9 protein-coding genes and 1 tRNA gene are annotated in these 18,894 nt (G+C 37.3%); all 10 read right to left on the minus strand.

The annotated features are described in order from the left end of the window. Positions 1 to 8,371, minus strand: an 8,371-nt coding sequence (locus EYD46_RS10525; RefSeq protein ID WP_130937086.1) for a DUF11 domain-containing protein, incomplete at its 3' end; no start/stop codon positions are given. A 687-nt stretch (positions 8,372 to 9,058) separates the two neighbouring features. Next, positions 9,059 to 9,132 (minus strand) — tRNA-Arg (locus EYD46_RS10530). 41 nt (positions 9,133 to 9,173) lie between these two features. Next, positions 9,174 to 9,626: a GatB/YqeY domain-containing protein gene (locus EYD46_RS10535; RefSeq protein WP_130937087.1), complete on the minus strand. Its 453-nt coding sequence runs from the start codon at positions 9,624 to 9,626 to the stop codon at positions 9,174 to 9,176. 118 nt (positions 9,627 to 9,744) lie between these two features. Continuing rightward, on the minus strand, positions 9,745 to 11,712 hold the full coding sequence (gene ftsZ, locus EYD46_RS10540) for a cell division protein FtsZ (RefSeq protein WP_130937089.1): 1,968 nt from the start codon (positions 11,710 to 11,712) through the stop codon (positions 9,745 to 9,747). 103 nt (positions 11,713 to 11,815) lie between these two features. Next, positions 11,816 to 13,135, minus strand: coding sequence for a cell division protein FtsA (gene ftsA / locus EYD46_RS10545; protein ID WP_130937091.1), 1,320 nt, complete (start codon positions 13,133 to 13,135; stop codon positions 11,816 to 11,818). A 3-nt stretch (positions 13,136 to 13,138) separates the two neighbouring features. Further along, complete coding sequence (locus tag EYD46_RS10550) at positions 13,139 to 13,831, minus strand: cell division protein FtsQ/DivIB (protein WP_229731333.1); 693 nt, start codon at positions 13,829 to 13,831, stop codon at positions 13,139 to 13,141. A gap of 16 nt (positions 13,832 to 13,847) precedes the next feature. After that, the gene (gene murC, locus EYD46_RS10555; RefSeq protein ID WP_130937094.1) at positions 13,848 to 15,200 is read right to left on the minus strand and encodes a UDP-N-acetylmuramate--L-alanine ligase; all 1,353 of its coding nucleotides are present in this window, start codon (positions 15,198 to 15,200) and stop codon (positions 13,848 to 13,850) included. Then, the gene (gene murG, locus EYD46_RS10560) at positions 15,200 to 16,300 is read right to left on the minus strand and encodes an undecaprenyldiphospho-muramoylpentapeptide beta-N-acetylglucosaminyltransferase (RefSeq protein WP_130937096.1); all 1,101 of its coding nucleotides are present in this window, start codon (positions 16,298 to 16,300) and stop codon (positions 15,200 to 15,202) included. Before murG ends, murC begins: the two co-directional genes overlap by 1 nt. Before the next feature lie 6 nt (positions 16,301 to 16,306). Beyond that, positions 16,307 to 17,494: an FtsW/RodA/SpoVE family cell cycle protein gene (locus EYD46_RS10565; RefSeq protein ID WP_130937098.1), complete on the minus strand. Its 1,188-nt coding sequence runs from the start codon at positions 17,492 to 17,494 to the stop codon at positions 16,307 to 16,309. An 8-nt stretch (positions 17,495 to 17,502) separates the two neighbouring features. Continuing rightward, on the minus strand, positions 17,503 to 18,891 hold the full coding sequence (gene murD / locus EYD46_RS10570) for a UDP-N-acetylmuramoyl-L-alanine--D-glutamate ligase (RefSeq protein WP_130937099.1): 1,389 nt from the start codon (positions 18,889 to 18,891) through the stop codon (positions 17,503 to 17,505). Between the last annotated feature and the right edge of the window lie 3 nt (positions 18,892 to 18,894).

Genomic DNA, 18,894 nt, shown 5'->3' on the forward strand with positions numbered 1-18,894 from the left:
TACAATCTTGTACGGCTACCCCAGTAGCTGCTGTTGTGCCCGCATTGCTCAATGTAATGGTAAACGTGACTACGTCTCCTACATTTGGTGTTGCGTCGCTTACTGCTTTGCTTATGCTTAGGTCGGCCGTTTGTGGGGTAACTGTAAAGTTATCTTCATCGTCCTCACTCTGGTCGCCATCGTCATTATCTGGTGTACTGGTTGGATCGAACTGATCGCTGCCTGTTACTTCGGCCATATTGGTATACTCGCCTACTGCTCCTGTTGGGGCATTGACCGTAACCTCGTAACTCAACGTTACTGATGTGCCGTTTGCTATTGATAAGCTTGACCAATCTATCTGATTGCCTGTGGCTATACCTCCATTATCTATTGTGCCACCTGTGATTGTATATCCTACTGGAACAACATCACTTGCACTTACGCCTGTAGCGTCATCTGGACCATCGTTGGTTATCGTTACCTCAAAGGTTACCGTATCGCCTACGTTTGGTGTTGCACTGCTTGTGGCTGCTATTCCTTTTGTTAATACTAGGTCTGCTTGGGCTGGGGTTACTTCTTCTGTATCTTCATCGTCTTCACTTTGATCCCCATCATCATTATCTGGCGTACTGGTGGGATCGAACTGGTCACTTGCTGTAATCTCTGCGACGTTTCTATACTCGCCTGCTGCGCCCGTTGGGGCGTTTACCGTGACTTGGTAGCTTAATGTTAAGCCTGCTAATGGTACGGTAAGTCCATCCCAATCTATCGTCGTTGCTCCTGCATTATAAACCCCTCCGTTATCGATGCTACCAGCTACTAAACTGTAACCTATTGGCAATACATCGTCTAGACTTACGCCTGTGGCTGTTGTTGTGCCTCCGTTGCTGATGGCTATGCTGAACGTCAGCACATCGCCTACGTTTACTGGTGCGCCGTTGTTGTCTACTACGGTTTTATCTATTGATAAATCTGCTGTTTGTGGTACTACTTCAAAGGTATCTTCATCATCGTCATCGCCTCCTGTTGTTGGATCGTTGTCGCCATCGGCATTATCCTCATCTACGGTATTGTCCGTAGTCGGGTCACTGTCGGGATCGAACTGGTCGCTGCCCGTGATCTGTACACTGTTAAGGTACTCGTCCGCTGCTCCTGTTGGTGCGTTTACTGTGGCTTCATAGGTTACCGTGATACTGCCGTTGGATGGTACACTTAGTCCTGTCCATGTGGCGGTGTTACTTGATCCTACGCCTGCATCGTTTACCGTGCCTAAAGCATAACCTGTTGGCAATACGTCTTCTACACTTACCCCTGTGGCTGCGTCTGGACCATCATTTGTAATTACTATTTCAAACACTAAGGTGTCGCCTACGTTTGGTGTTGCACTACCTGAGGCTAAGCCTTTGGTAATGCTTAAATCTGCCTGTGCTGGTGCTATGGTCAGTTCGTCTTCATCGTCATCGTCGCCATTACCATCGCCGTCTTCGTCTACCGTATTGTCTGTGGTCGGGTCACTGTCGGGATCGTACTGATCGCTTGCCGTGATCTGTGCGACATTGGTGTACTCGCCTGCTACGCCTGTTGGGGCGTTTACCGTGGCCTCGTACGTCACTACCGTTGTGCCATTATTGGCTGCTACGGTCAACCCTGTCCATGTGGCGGTGTTCAATGTTGCTGTTCCGCCATCGTTTACCGTGGTTAGCGTGTAACCTGTTGGTAAGATGTCTTCTAACGCTACGCCTGTCGCTATATCTGGGCCTGCGTTGGTTACCGTTAACGTGAACGTTACTGTATCTCCTACGTTTGGACTGGTGTTACTGATCGTCTTAGCTATGCTTAAATCTGATTGTTGGATCGTTACGCCTACTTCGGCTTCATCATCGTCTGGGATGCCATCGCCATTGTCGTCTGTATCTGCATCGCTGCTTGGGTCACTGTCTGGATCGAACTGGTCGCTTGCCGTGATCTCTACACCATTGATATACTCGTTCGCTGCTCCCGTTGGCGCGTCTACAGTGGCATCAAAGCTTAGCGTTACTGTATCGGTACCTACGGGTACTGTTAACCCTGTCCAGTCTACTTGGTTGGTCACGGTCTCGGTTCCTGTTCCACTGATGCTCGCAATGTTGCTGTATCCTACCGGTACTACATCTTGTACGGCTACCCCAGTAGCTGCTGTTGTGCCCGCATTGCTCAATGTAATGGTAAACGTGACTACGTCTCCTACATTTGGTGTTGCGTCGCTTACTGCTTTGCTTATGCTTAGGTCGGAGGTATCAAGTGTAAGTTCTGCATTATCCTCGTCATCTTCACTCTGATCACCATCATCATTATTAACATCACTATCGGGATCTGCTTGATCGCTGGCTGTGATTTCGGCTATATTATTGTACTCTCCCGCTGCTCCTGTTGGGGCATTAACGGTAGCTGTAATATTTAAAGTCGCTGAACTACCATTAACAATAGTAGCTATACTCCAAACCCCTGTAGCTTCATCATAATTACCTGAGGCATCATCACTTACATAGGTAAAACCTACTGGTAATTGATCTACAACTTCTACATTGGTTGCATCATTACCACCATCATTATCAACAATTATAGTAAATGTTACTGTGTCTCCAACGGTTGCATTAGAAGGCGCTACAGTTTTAACCAAATTCAAATCGGCTTCTTCAATTACAAAAGTTGCTGTATCTTCATCATCATCATCTCCGCCTGTAGTTGGATCTCCATCACCATCCGCATTATCTTCATCAACCGTATTATCTGTATTAGGATCACTATCAGGGTCATCTAAATCGCTCGCTGTAATTTGTACACTGTTGGTATAATTTCCTGTATCATTTACTACGGCATCGTAAGTTAACGTTCTTGACAAACCATTTCCTACATCTAAATCGCTCCAAACTATAGAATTGTTACCAACTATATAAACTCCAGAATTTGAAATTGTTCCTGGCACTAAATCAAAACCAGATGGTAATACATCTTCAATAGCAACACCTGTGGCATCTCCTGGTCCAAAATTCTCTAAAAATATTGAGAATGTAACCGTATCTCCCACTGAACCTGATACCGGCAAGACTGATTTTGTTATTTGTAAATCAGCTAATTCTAATGTGATTTCTGCATTATCTTCATCATCTTCACTTTGGTCTCCATCATCATTATTTGGTGCACTATCAGGATCAGCTTGATCGCTGGCTGTAATTTCCGCAATATTTAGATATTCATTTGTTGTACCTGTTGGTGTATTAACAGTAGCCACGATATTAAGAGTTGCTGAGTTTCCTGAGGTAATACTGGCTATTGTCCAAACGCCTGTACCAGAAATATAAGCTCCACTTGCATCATCACTTTGATAGGTATAACCCGATGGTAATTGATCTAGAACTTCAATATTTGTTGCATCATCAGGCCCATCATTTGAAACCTCTATTGTAAATGTTACAGTATCACCAATACTAACATCGGTTGGAACAACTGTTTTAGCTAATGATAAATCTGCTGATTGTATGGTAACTTCAGCTGTATCCTCATCATCATCGTCTCCTCCAGTTGTTGGATCATTATCATCATCTTCATTATCTTCATCTACATCTGGACCTGTACTAGGATCACTATCAGGATCTATACTTCCACTTTCAGCAACCTGAGCAGAATTTACATAAGGTCCGGATGCATTAACGGTAGCATTGAATGTTAAGTTTAAAGTAGCTCCATTTGCTATACTTAAATTTGTCCAAGTAATTGTTTGCGTACCTAAATCAAAAGATCCGCTATTTGATACTGTACCGGGCACCAAAGAATAACCTAAAGGAAGTACATCTTGTACTGTAACGTTATTAGCATCAGAATTCACAGAGCTCTCATCGTTATTAAAAACGGAAACAGTAAAGGTTACCACATCACCCACATTTACGTTAGAAGATGATACTGTTTTTGTTAATTCTAAATCTGAAATGGGTAAAATTTGCACTGAAACACGGTCTGAAGCGAAACTACAAGGACCGTTATTTACTGACCATTCAAAAACATAATTGCCCTCAGCGATTCCTGATACTTGGGTATTTTCATCATTCTCATCAACAAAGTTAACTGTAGTTGGGCCCGAAATTTGTGTCCAAGTACCAACCCCTGCTGTTGGAGCATCAGCGCCCAACATTAGTGTTTCGAATACTGGAATAACTTGATCTGGACCTGCTTCAGCAGTAATAGGATCTGCAAATACTACTATTTGAACCGTATCTTCGGAGGTACAACCTCCACCAACAGCAGTCCACGTAAATTCATATGTTCCTGTTGCTAAACCTGTTATTAAACTATTTGGATTGTTAGGAGCTGTTATAGTTGCTGATGCACCAGCTGTTTGTGTCCATGTTCCTGTACCTTCTACTAAATCTGTGGCACCTAAAAATGTTGTTGTTTCATCACATAACTCCTGATCTGGACCTGCAACTGCCTCTGAAGGTGGTGTACCTGTAAATGTTAGCGTAACCGTATCCGATTGAGGCGCACATAACGATGGCGGCTGAAACGGGTCTGTTAATGGGTTTGAAGGATCTGGTGGTGGCGGGTTATTTGCTACTGTCCAAGTTAAAACATATACATCGTCTAAACCATCATTGCCAACGTCACCAGGTATATTAGATAATGTAGTCAATGGATCATTTGGCCTATCTATAACCACAATTCCACCTGAAGGATCATCTGCTGGATTTGCGAAAGACCAAGTACCAATACCAATTGTTGGAGTAGTTGCCGCTAATTGTGCATCTTGCTGACAAGCATTAGGTTGATCAGGGCCAGCTTCAATTGGTGTTGGTGCTTCAAAAACTTCTACTCTTACAATATCTGATTTATCTGTACATGAATTTGTGGAAAAATTCAACTCAAAAATATATAGACCGGCTACAGTAAGACCAGTAACATCTGTTGTGGGGCTATTATTTGCAGCTGTAAAACCTACTGTGGCTCCACCTGGTTGAGACAATAACCTCCACTCGGAAGTCACATCACTTGGTATTTCAGGAAATGTATTTGTTGCATCTAAATTACCTGTAGTAAGTGTTGCAGTTGTTGTATCTGCTATACATATATCTTGATCTTCGCCTGCATCTGGCTCTTCGCTAGGTCCTGCACTAACTGTAATTATTACGTCGTCTGAATTATTACAAATAGCTCCAGAGCCTGTGTAGTCTGTAGTATATCGATACACATACTCAAACCCAGGGTCTACGGCAGCATTAGCCGTATTATTATTTGATGGTGATTGAGAAGGCTCAAATCCTGAAGTACCAGCTGGATTGGTTGTTGAAACAATTGTCCAGGTTCCTGTAGTTCCCTCTGTAGCTTCCAAAAACACACTTGTAACCTCACATAAATCTTGATCATCTCCAGCTGTTGCTGGGGCATATACTTCCACGGTAACATCTGCAAAAGAAGGGTCTGTACATAAAGGTGAATTTCCAACGGTGGTCCATCTGAATACATAAGTACCTGTAACTAGCATTTCTATATCAACAGTCTCAATACTTCCATCATTATCTGGGTCTTGCGTAATAACTAAGTCTGGAGAATTTGGACCACTTACTAAAGACCAAATACCACTTTCTGAGTTAGGATTCTGTAAAGGATCTGCTGAAATTCTTGTATTTGTTTGAGCACAAACCACTTGATCTCCTCCTGGAATATTTGCTTCAGTAGGTGGAATACCTACCTCAATTTCTACCTGATCTGCAGATCCAGAAGTTGTACAATTGCCATAAGAAATTACCCATTCAAACACATAAGTACCATCTAACAAATCGGTAAACGTGGCTGTTGGACTGTTTACATCATCAACTGTGTAACCAGATAACCCCGAAACTAAAGTCCATGTTCCCTCTCCACCTAAAGGCGCTGGATCATCTGCATTCATAGTAAAGGAGAGTAAAACAGGATCTAAACACAATGATTGATCTGGACCTGCGCTTACAGTTGTAGCCGTATCTGCTATTACTACTTCTACTTCATCAAAAGTTTCAGGACACGCGTTAGGAGCAGGTGCGGTATACCCTATAGTCCATCTAAATATATAAACGCCATTAACTAAGTTATCAACTGAGGTAGCTGGATCGTTATCATCAATAAAGTTGGCAACAGAAGGCCCTGAAATAAAAGTCCAAGTTCCTGTTTCATCTGCTTCAGGGGTATTACCAGCTAAATTAGGTATTGATGTTGTACCATTAGGCAAACAAAAATCAGTGCCTGCATCAGCTATAGTTGGAGACTCATCTGCCAACGTTGTAATTTCTACTGTATCGGATGCGGCAGGCGCACAATCCGGAAAACCTGCTTTTTCATCTACTGACCATGTAAGCGTATATACCGTTGATGGTGCAGAAAAACCAGTTGCAATTGTATTAGGGTCTGTATCATCTTCAAAACTAATACCTGGATCTGATGCTGTCCATACGCCATCTTGACTATCTAACAAGTCCGCTGCATTTAACTGAACAGGTGCATTAAAACACACGCTTTGATCAGTTCCTGCATCTACAGGTAAATTAGAAAGTGGAGTTATAGTAACTATAGTTGTTGATACCGCTGGTGGCGTACATTCAGGACCAGCTGAGACTGTGTAACTAAATGTATATACACCAGGAACCATTATTTGCGCTGGAGCAATACCAATTTGAGTTGTACGTAAATATCTATCATTTATTACTGCATTTGTCATACCATCAGGTCCATCAATCAAAGACCAAATAGATGTTTCGCCTGGATCTATTGCACTACCAGCCAAATTCCCATCTATTTGCCCACAAACAAACTCTTGCGGTGAGCCTGCATTAGAGCCAGAAATAGGCGTTGAGATAAAAATACTTATGCTGCTATTTGCCACATCACAACCTTGAAGTAAATTACCAGTTCTCCTTCTTCTAAAGTTTACAGTATAAGTACCTGCCACATCAAAATCATCAATTGTTGTAGTTCCTGGACTGCCGCCAGGTGCATTTTGATAATTTGTTGGAAATGTGAGACCCGAATCTGCTGGACCACTTATTATGCTATATTGTGTTTGATTTCCACTTGAAAATGTGTATGGTACATCCACCTCAGTAGCACCACAAGGCGCTGTAATATTGTTTCCGCCGTTCGCTAGAATACTTATGGGGTTAACGTTGTATCTAACAGTAACCTCAGCGGATGAAGAAGAATCATCACAACTAGTTGCGTTATTAGTAATTGTATATCTAAATCTATATGTATTTGAGGCTGATAAGCCCGTAACTTGCGTGGTACTATTATCTTCATCTACGATGGTTACTGTTGGACCACTAATCTGCTCCCATAATACAGTTTCATTAGTAAAATTACCTTGTGAACCAACTAGAGTTGCCTCAGTTGTTGAAGGGTCACAAAATGTAATTGTTCTATCTTGTACGGTTGCTTCCGAAACCTCTTGAGTGGCTTCAGGCACTGTGATTGTTACCGTATCGCTACCAGTAACACAAGGACCAGATACTTCCCATCTAAAAACGTATTCTCCTTCTCTTAGCCCATTAACGCCTGTTGTATTATTATTTGGCGAACTAATACCAGGAGTAGTTGGCCCACTTACGAAAGTCCAAGTACCTTGTTGCCCATTAATATTTTCACCTCCAAAACTTGCATTAAGGTTTGTACTTTGATCTACAGTATAACAATTTGACAATGTTTGATCGGGACCTGCATCGACAGGATCAACACCTCCATAATTTGTTATTGTAATTTCATCAAAGGATTCACAAAATCTACCTGGAGCATATTCGGGACCTGTTATTACCCATCGCACTGTGGTTACACCAGCAGAACCTTCGGGTAATGAAATAGTAGTAACCGGTGCCATCATATCGCCAAATGATACACCTGCAGGGTTTCCACCAACAAACTCCCACACCCCAACCTCACCTGGATTGGTAGGTGTATTAGCACTTAACACTAGCGAGCCTGAAGAATCAGGACAAGATTCAATATTCATACCAGCATCTGCCTGCGTTATAGGTTCAACAGTAATGGTAACTGTTTGAGATGGCTCGCTCCCATTGAAACAAACAGCAAATAACTCAAAAGTATATGTGTTTCCTCCAGTATGACCAGTGATTATTGGATTATCGATAGAATCATCACTAATTACAACAGCAGGTCCAAAGATTTGTCTCCACGTAGGTCCTTCTGCATAAGTATCTGGTGTATTCCCATTTAGTTGAAGCGTTTCATTTTCGCAAATCGTTCTATCAACTCCAGCATTTACAGTACAAGATTGTGCTTCAGTTATATTTACTCCAAAAAACATAAAAACACCAAAACATAGGAGCAATTTTTTGGTATTTGCCTTAGTAATTGAGTAGAAATTATTCATTTATTGTTAGTTATAGTTTATACATTAATATTCTAAAATAGAAATTGATCCTTTTTTGATTTTTTTTATAAAAGATCTTTAATTTAAATCGATTAAAAACATATTAAATCGATATAATTATAAAAATGAGAGTAAATAAAACAGTTTTATGTGTAAAAACTGTAAAAATAGAAGCAACCACAATTCCAAAGATAGGGAGATAAACGCATCAAAAGTGAGAAAATTATTAACAAAATATGTTAATAATATTTTACATATGATAACTCAAAAAGTTAAAACTATTAAGAAACGTTTAGCCATAGGAGAAATTGATACTAAAACTCACAATAAGTTTTAAGTTAAATACACCATAGAATTGGAAAAATTAGAATCCTATTTAGTAGATTCAACAATTTCGAGTTAAACCCTTTAATATCAATGGATAGGTAAAATAAAAAATGAAGAAGACATCAGTTTAGGTAAATTCTCTATTCAAGTGCCTCCAAAAGTGATTATATACACCTCTAAGATCCACTTTGAAAAAAACAAAAACTCACTCCTACAAATTCAAGCGAGCTTTATATCCATATATATTAATATTAAGGCTTTGGGATTACATATCCCTCAAGGCTCCGCCTTGAAAAAAGAAAAACTCCGCTTACAAATTCAAGCTAGCTTGATTTGACGCGGAGTTTTTCTTTTTATTCGTGACCCCGGAGGGATTCAAACCCCCAACCCTCAGAGCCGAAATCTGATGCGCTATTCAGTTGCGCCACGGGGCCGTTTTCTAGTATGCAGTAGCAGTCTACAGCTGCTGAAATTTTTAACTAGATAGCTTTGCTTTTACAATAGTAGAAATAGTTTTTCCATCTGCTTGCCCCGCTAACTCCTTACTAACTATCCCCATAACTTTTCCCATATCTTTCATACCCTCTGCTCCTACTTGATCAATGGTTGCTACAACAACTTTTTCTATTTCTTCTTCACTTAAGGCTTCTGGTAAAAATTGACTTATAATTTCTGCTTCTGCCAACTCAGGAGCAGCCAAATCTTCTCTACCTTGCTCAACATATACCGCAGCACTATCCTTACGTTGTTTTACTTGCTTTTGAAGAATTTTTAATTCTTGCTCTTCTGAAAGCTCTTCTCCCGCTCCACTTTCAGTTTTAGCTAAAAGGATTGCAGACTTTACTGCTCTTAAAGCTGTTAATGCTGTTTGATCTTTAGCTTTCATAGCATCTTTTAAAGCTGCCATTATATCTTTTTGTAAACTCATAATTTATGTAAATCGAAAGAGATGCGAAGATAGAAAAAAGGATATAAAAAATCCCGAAAAGATTGAGGGAAACTCTTCGGGATCATAACTTAAGTGAGGTTAAACACAGAAGTGCTTTCTAATCTACATTGTCATGTAGAAAAGAATTATTAGTTCTTATTTGTATATCATCATTATCATCAAAACCAACGCTTGTTCTAGATATATCAGTTTCAGATGAATGTTTAGTTTCATCTAAATCAACACCTTGTCGCTTATATGCTGGTACTTTTTCTATATCATCAATTTTAGCATTATTAAATTTATAGTTAAAGTCCTTCATTTTTCTTCTACGTTCTGCGGTGCGTTGTTTCAAAATTTCGGAAATTGGTAATTCAGTAGCTTCAACATCATCTTCAATTAGCTCTTCTTGAACTTCTTCTTCAACTACTTTTCTTTCAAAAACGATGTCTTCTTGAACTTCTTCTGCTACTTTATCAACAACTGGTTGTCCGCTATTCATTGATGATTCTGCTTCAATATAATCATCAAGTGCATAACGTACTTCTTCTCCTTGCTCATTTGTTTCATTAACGGTAATAAGCTCAACATAATCATTTACAGGCATATCTTTAACATCCTCTTCTTCATCTAAAGCAAACATCACTTTTTCCTCAACCTTTGCTGTAAACTCTTCTTTTTCTGGAGATAAAGGTAAATCAAATGTTAATGTAATTTGCTGCTCTTCCTCAGGCTCAACAACTTCAACATCTTTTACTTCCATTATTGTTACAGGTTTTATGATAAAATCATCTTCTTCAACCGGAGATTTAACTTCTTGATACACTACATCTATATCTTTGATTAATTCAGATGTTGGAATTAGAGTAATGTCTTTTAATTCTTCAGAAACCTTAGGCTTTTCTAATACTATCTTCTCAGCCGAAATAATCTCATCTTCAACTTCATCCAAATCTAAAGTATGTCTTACAATTGGATTAGGCTCTTTCTTTTCTAACTCTACTATTGGTGCTATAATTACAGGCTCTTTATCTTTTTCAGAATCATCTTCTAAAGCATGAATTACTTTCTTTGTTTCTGTATTTGATATTTCATCTTGTTGATCGATATTAAACCCTGTTGCAATTATAGTAACAGAAATTGATTCTTCAAGAGTCTCATCTTCTCCAACACCCATAATAATATTGGCGCCATGTCCTGCTTCATTTTGAATATGGTCATTAATTTCTCCTATCTCATCAATCGTAATCTCTTGAGAACCTGAAACTATTAGTAACAGTACATTTTTTGCTCCAGTTATTTTATTATCATTTAATAAAGGAGAATCTAAAGCTTTACGAATGGCATCTTGAGCTCTGTTCTGTCCAGAGGCAATAGACGACCCCATAATTGCCGTACCACTGTTACTCAGCACTGTTTTTGCATCTCGTAAATCGATATTTTGTGTGTAGTGATGTGTAATAACTTCAGCTATTCCACGAGCAGCTGTGGAAAGTACTTCATCTGCCTTAGAAAACCCTGCTTTAAAACCAAGATTTCCATAAACTTCACGAAGTTTGTTATTATTGATTACAATTAAAGAATCTACTACATCTCTTAACCTTTCTATTCCTTTTTGAGATTGTTCCAAACGCATTTTTCCTTCAAACTGAAAAGGCATTGTTACAATCCCAACAGTAAGGATATCTTTATCCTTAGCCATTTTTGCTATTATAGGTGCAGCTCCTGTTCCTGTTCCACCACCCATTCCTGCAGTAATGAATACCATTTTTGTATTAGAATCTAGCATTTGAGAAATGTCATCAAAACTCTCTACAGCGGATTGCTCTCCTATTTCTGGATTTGCTCCTGCACCTAATCCTTCAGTTAAGTTTACACCTAATTGAATTTTATTAGGCACACCACTATTTTGTAATGCTTGTGCATCGGTATTACAGATATAAAAGTCTACACCTTTTATACCTTGTAAGAACATGTGGTTTATAGCATTGCTACCGCCACCTCCTACACCGATAACTTTTATCACATTTGATTGATTTTTAGGTAAATCAAATGCAATGCTTTCGAATTCGTTTTTGCTGCTCATAAATTCTAGTTTTCTGGGGTTCTAAATATTATTTTAATCAATGGTTAATTAGCTTTTTGCAACGCATTAAAATTGTAAACTTTATAATTTTAATGCGTTATCCCTACTCCGCGTTATCTAAAAAATCTTTAACACGTTCGGTTAATTTATCTAAGAACGATTTGCGTTCTCTAACAGGTTTTTCAATTTGCTCTTCTTCAATATTTTCATCTTTAATTTGTTCCTCATAGTGCTCTTGCTCTTGCTGCTCAACTTTTTTACGTTCTTTTCGTTTTAATCCGTCCAGCACCAATCCAACGGCAGTAGCATAAAGCGGACTTGTAACATCTGCATCACTATCTCCTGCTAAATGCTCATTAGGATATCCAATTCTAGTATCCATTCCTGTAATATATTCTACCAATTGCTTTAAATGCTTTAACTGGCTACCTCCACCTGTTAAAACAATCCCAGCAATTAATTTCTTCTTTTGTTCTTCGTGCCCGTAATTTTTAATTTCTGCAAATACTTGCTCTATAATTTCAACTACACGTGCATGAATTATTCTTGATAGGTTTTTAAGCGTAATTTCTTTTGGTTCTCTGCCGCGTAACCCAGGAATAGATACAATCTCATTATCCTTATTCTCACCAGGCCATGCAGAACCAAATTTTATTTTTAATAACTCTGCTTGTTTTTCAATAATGGAACATCCTTCTTTAATATCTTCAGTAATAACATTCCCTCCAAATGGAATTACTGCTGTATGACGAATGATACCATCTCTAAAAATAGCTAAGTCTGTTGTTCCTCCACCTATATCAATCAATGCAACTCCTGCTTCTTTTTCTTCTTGACTCAATACTGCATTTGCTGACGCTAAAGGTTCTAGAGTAATACCTTCAAGGTTTAACCCTGAGCTTTGCACACATCTCCCTATATTTCTGATTGATGATACCTGACCTACAACTACATGAAAGTTGGCTTCTAATCTACCGCCATACATCCCAATAGGTTCTTTTATTTCGGCTTGTCCGTCAACTTTATATTCTTGAGGTAACACATGGATAATTTCTTCGCCAGGAAGCATTACTAATTTATGCACTTGATTGATTAATCTATCGATATCTTCCTCATCAATTACAGTTTCAGAATTGGGTCTGGTAATGTAATCACTGTGTTGCAAACTACGTATGTGTTGTCCTGCAATACCTACAGTTACTTCCTCAATCTTCAATTCTGCAGTAGCTTCAGATTCTTGAACTGCTTGCTGTATAGACTGAATAGTTTGCGTAATATTATTTACTACTCCACGGTGCACTCCTAAACTTTTAGATTTACCAATACCTAAAATCTCTAGTTTGCCGTATTCATTCTTACGACCAATCATTGCCACAATTTTTGTGGTTCCTATATCTAAACCTACTGATAAATTATGTTCCATATCTTACGTTTTGGTACACACCACTTGACTATCAAATTGCAAATTAACTTTACTATACTTATTAAGCGTTTTCTCTTTTAAACTCTTTTTGTAAAACGCTTTTAAGTTATTTATCTTCTTATCTAAAAAATCTAGCCTCCCTAGATTCACGGTAAACTTGCATTGTCTCAATTTAAGAGCGATGTTACCATTTACATTTTGATGAATCTCTACTACATGTCGTTTTAAAAAGTCGTCCGTTTCTACTTTTCGAGCTATTTTAAAAACGTTTTTTAAATTATTTTTCTCTACATAACCAGTAACTAATGGCACTCTTGCAGTGAAATTAGATGACAAAGGCATATACTTACCTTCATCGTCTATGTAATATGACGCGTTTGTGCTTACTCTTGCAACAGGTCGTTTTTGTTTAATTTCAGCGTTAAGTATTCCATTTACAGCAACATATACTTCAGCTGATTTTATCATGGGATTAGAATTCAGGGCCTGTTCTAATGTATTCAAATCTAAAGTTTCTTTAGGCACATTTTTAATGTGCTCCTGATTTTGTATTAACAATTTACTAACAGTTTCTTGGGTAATAAAAAGGCTATTTTCTCCTGAAAAAGAAATGTTAGTTTTTGATATTTCTCTTACACCATTTTTTACTGAAGCAAAAGCATAAAGAAGCCCTACCATAACAAATAGCACAAACATTTTTATGTAATTCAAATTAACTCGCAACGCTCAATTCTTTTTTTATATGTTTTACTTCTTCTCCAATATCTCCAGCTCCAATAGTTAAAATTATTTGAGCTGAACTTTTATGAATTTCTGAAACTAAATTTGTTTTATCTGTTAGCCTTTTATTAGAGTTTTCAATTTTATCTAATAACCAATTAGAATCTACCCCTTCTATAGGCAATTCCCTTGCTGGATAAATATCTAAAAGCAAAATTTCATCAAACTGAGATAAACTTTTTGCAAATTCATCAATAAAATCTCTCGTTCTCGTAAATAGGTGCGGTTGAAATATTGCTAACACCTTCTTATCCGGATACATTTCTCGCACTGCTCCATGTACTGCATTAATTTCCTCAGGGTGATGCGCATAATCATCTATAAACACCAAATTATCTGTTTTAATTTGATATGTAAACCTACGCTTCACACCTTTGTAAGTAGAAAGCGCATCGGCAAGCTGCTGGTGAGAGACGCCATATTCAGCAGCCATTGCCATTGCTATTAATGCGTTTGATAAATTGTGTCTTCCGGGAAGATTAAATCTCAATCCCTTAACGATAATTTCAGGAGTTTTCATATCAAAAATATAAACCCCATTTTCTATTTTTATGTTTTGAATTGAATAATCTGCATCGTCTTCAATCCCATATGTTATACCTTCAATAGGCAAGCCATTTTTCACAAATAACTTCCCATTTGGCTTTATTTTTTTTGAAAAATCTTCAAAAGATGCTGTAAGTTTTGACGCATCTCCGTAGATATCTAAGTGATCAGCATCCATAGATGTAATACAAGCCAAATTTGGAGACAATGTTAAAAATGATCTATCAAACTCATCTGCTTCCACCACAGACACTTCACTTCCATTCAAAATTAAATTAGAATTATAGTTCTCACTTATTCCTCCTAAAAATGCTGTTAATTTCACATCACTTTGATATAATAAATGCCCTAATATGCTAGTAGTTGTAGTTTTCCCATGCGTTCCTGCTACAGCTAAACAAAATGTATTTTCTGTTATTAACCCTAGAACCTGAGAACGCTTCATAACTTGATATCCTTTGGACAAGAAAAAGTTTAGCTCTTCATGATTTTTCGGAATAGCCGGCGTATAAACAACCAAAGTACTTTCATGGTGGTTAAATGGCGCTTCAATAAGACTTACAGTATCTTCAAAATGAATTGAAATACCTAGTTGCTCTAAATCCTCTGTAATCTCAGTTGGGGTTTTATCATATCCAGAAACATGCTTACCTATGGATTTGAAGTATCTCGCCAAAGCACTCATACCTATACCTCCAATACCTATAAAATAAATGTTATGTAACTTATTTAAATCCATTATTTGAGTAATAATTCTATCTCATCAACAATATCTTTAGTTGCATTTACTAAAGCCAACTTCTTAATATTTCCGCCTAGTTCATTCTGTTTTTCTTGAGAGGCAATTAATTGTGAAAACTTGTTTTCAAAATCCGCATCCAAATCTTCTTCTTTTATCATTATTGCAGCGTCTTGATTAACAATTGCCATCGCATTTTTGGTTTGATGATCCTCTGCTACATTTGGAGATGGAATAAAAATTACGGGTTTACCAACTATACATAATTCTGAAACCGAACTCGCTCCTGCTCTAGAAATAATAATATCTGCAGATGCATAAGCCATATCCATTTCATTCAAAAATTGATATACTTGAACGTCTTTAGAATTACCATACAATTTGTATTGTTGATAATACAACTTACCACATTGCCAAATAATCTCTACATTTTGAGTGCTTAAAAAATCAAGTTCCTGCTCAATCAATTGATTAATACGCCTAGACCCTAAACTACCTCCTAAAACTAACAATGTATATTTACCGTGTTTTAGGTTAAAATGATTTTTTGCTTCAACGGTTTTCCCTTCTATATTTAATAAATCTTGTCGAACAGGATTTCCTGTAACCTTAATCTTCTCCTTAGGAAAGAATCGCTCTAAACCTTTATAAGCAACACAAATTTTACGAGCTTTTTTTGATAGAATTTTATTGGTAATGCCAGGATATGAATTTTGTTCTTGTATTAATGTTGGAATATTATTAGAAACCGCCACTTGCAATAATGGACCACTGGCAAAACCCCCTGTCCCAATAGCTACATCAGGTTTAAACGATTTTATAATTTTACGTGCCTTCCAAAGACTACTTAACACTTTAAATGGAAACATCAAATTTTTTAATGTCAACCTTCTTTGTATCCCCGAAATCCACAACCCTTTGATGTCGTAACCTGCTCTTGGCACTTTTTCCATCTCCATCCTATCTTTTGCTCCAACAAAAAGAAATTCAGATTCAGGATATCTTGATTTCAAGTCATTAGCTATGGCAATAGCTGGATAAATATGACCACCTGTACCACCGCCAGATAAAATGATTCTGTATTTTTTATTATTTGCCATTAATCACTAAATCGTTTCCGATAAAATCTCTAAAGGATTATCATTATTTATTGCTTGTTCTTTAACTTCTTCTCGCCTTGCACTTACACTTAATATAATACCAATAGCGAGACAGGTCATCCAAATAGATGTTCCTCCACTACTAATAAGCGGCAATGTTTGCCCTGTTACAGGAAATAATTCTACTGCTACAGCCATATTTATTAGTGCCTGAAAAATTATAGGTAAGCCAACTCCTAAAACCAGTAATTTTCCAAAAACAGTATCTGCTTTTTGCGCCACTATAACCACTCTAAAAAGCAACCACAAATACAATAACATAATAAGAAATCCTCCTATTAATCCATACTCTTCAATAATTATTGCAAAAATGAAATCTGAAGAAATTTGAGGCAAAAAGTTTTTTTGAATACTTTTTCCCGGACCAACACCATATATTTCCCCAGATGCTATTGCTATTTTTGCTTTCTCTATTTGATAGTCTGCTTCTGTATCTTCTCCATTCCAATAGTTTGCTATTCTATTTTCCCAAGTATTAACTTTTACCTTCAAAGGACCTTCTGTCATTCTTGCCACTAAAACAAAAAGCGTTAAAGCTATTAATCCTGAACCTAAAATCACAGCCAAATACTTAACAGGATATCCTCCCATAAACACTAGAATTAACACCATTGTAAAAATTATGGCAGCTGTAGAAAAATTTGAGGGCAGTATAAGTGCTAATACCAAAAAGACAGGAATCCACAAAGGCAAAATAGAGGTATTCAACTTTATATCTTTATCCTTCATTTTAGATAAATATCTTGCCACATACACCATCAAAACTACTGCGGCAAATGCTGATGTTTGAAATGACACTCCACCAATTTTAATCCATCTACTAGCACTAGCTCCCCCAACTGTTGTACCCTGTAACATCGTAATTGTCAGCAACACAAAAACAATAGGAATCATTACTAAAGACAAACCTTTAAAATAACGATAAGGAATCTTATGAGTTCCATACATAATTAAAAAGCCAGTAAGCAAGAACACAAAATGTTTCACAAAAAAAACAAACGTGTTTGTACCTTCGCCTTTATAGGCCAAATTACTCGCAGCACTGTAAACCGGCAAAAACGATAGAATAGCCAATAGTGCCACTATTGCCCAAATTAACCGATCTCCTTTTATATTTTTAAAAATTTGCTGCACAATAACTTTTATAAATTCCTTACTGAATTTTTGAATTGACGCCCTCTATCTTCATAATTTTCAAACAAATCAAAACTTGCGCATGCAGGAGATAAAAGTACATTGTCTCCAGATTCAGCAATCTTGTATGCGATTTTAACTGCCTCACTCATAAATTGAGTTTCAACAATAACATCAACCATATTTCCAAACGTATCCATTAGTTTTTCATTATCAACTCCTAAACAAATAATTGCTTTTACCTTTTCGTTTACAAATGGAAATAATTCACGGTAATCATTACCTTTATCTACTCCTCCAACAATCCATACTGTAGGCGCATCCATACTTTCCAAAGCAAAATATGTAGCATTTACATTGGTTGCTTTAGAATCGTTGATATATTGTACTCTATTTATTTTAAGCACTTGCTCTAGCCTATGCTCTACACCTTGAAAGTTCTCTAAACTTTCACGTATAGTTTGTTTCCTAATTTTTAACAAATGCGCCACGGTGGAGGCTGCCATGGCATTTTTAATATTGTGTTTCCCCTCTAAAGTTAAGTTGTTTGTTGGCATAAGTATTTGGTTATTATCTATCGTTATTATTAGTTTATCGTTTTTAAAATATGCACCATTTTCAATTTTCCTCTCCAATGAAAATGGCAATAATGTAGATTGAAGCGGATTAGCCTTTAAATAATTTACTATTACTTCATCATCAGCATCATAGATCAAGTAATCATCTTTGGTTTGATTCATAGCTATTTTAAATTTTGCTTTCACATAATTCTCAAACTCGTAATCATACCTATCTAAATGGTCTGGTGTAATGTTAGTTATAACAGCAATTTTTGGTTTAAAATCAACTACATCATCTAATTGAAAACTACTTATCTCTAACACATAGTTTTCAAATTTTTTTTCTAACAATTGCTTTGCAAAACTATCTCCTATGTTTCCTGCTAAACCCACATTTAAATCATCTTTTAACAAGTGATGTGTTAGCGTTGCTGTTGTAGTTTTACCATTACTTCCTGTAATTCCAACAATACAGGCTGATGTATATTTTGATGCAAACTCAATTTCTGAAACCACCTTCACACCTTTACCTCTTATAGCTTTTACTAAAGGCACTTTATCTGGAATCCCAGGACTCTTCATTACCACATCTGCTTTTAGAATTTTAGCTTCTGTATGCTGCTCTTCCTCCCACTCAATCTCATTATGTATAAGAACTTCTTTGTATTTTGTTTTTATTTTTCCTTTGTCTGAAACAAAAACGCTAAACCCTTTAGCATTTGCTAAAAGTGCTGTACCAACACCACTTTCTCCTCCTCCTAAAACCACTAAGAATCCCTTTCCAAGCCCTCCAACGGAAGAGCTTCGCTTATCCTCATGTAATTTTTCCTCCTTCATTTT

This window comes from Hyunsoonleella pacifica, assembly GCF_004310335.1.
In the GTDB taxonomy this organism is placed as follows: domain Bacteria; phylum Bacteroidota; class Bacteroidia; order Flavobacteriales; family Flavobacteriaceae; genus Jejuia; species Jejuia pacifica.

Excerpts from the sequence above, each read along its gene's own strand:
- murC (WP_130937094.1), bottom strand. The coding sequence starts at position 15,200 with ATGGATTTAAATAAGTTACATAACATTTATTTTATAGGTATTGGAGGT.
- murD (WP_130937099.1), bottom strand. The coding sequence starts at position 18,891 with ATGAAGGAGGAAAAATTACATGAGGATAAGCGAAGCTCTTCCGTTGGA.
- EYD46_RS10535 (WP_130937087.1), bottom strand. The coding sequence starts at position 9,626 with ATGAGTTTACAAAAAGATATAATGGCAGCTTTAAAAGATGCTATGAAA.
- ftsA (WP_130937091.1), bottom strand. The coding sequence starts at position 13,135 with ATGGAACATAATTTATCAGTAGGTTTAGATATAGGAACCACAAAAATT.
- EYD46_RS10550 (WP_229731333.1), bottom strand. The coding sequence starts at position 13,831 with ATGTTTGTGCTATTTGTTATGGTAGGGCTTCTTTATGCTTTTGCTTCA.
- murG (WP_130937096.1), bottom strand. The coding sequence starts at position 16,300 with ATGGCAAATAATAAAAAATACAGAATCATTTTATCTGGCGGTGGTACA.
- ftsZ (WP_130937089.1), bottom strand. The coding sequence starts at position 11,712 with ATGAGCAGCAAAAACGAATTCGAAAGCATTGCATTTGATTTACCTAAA.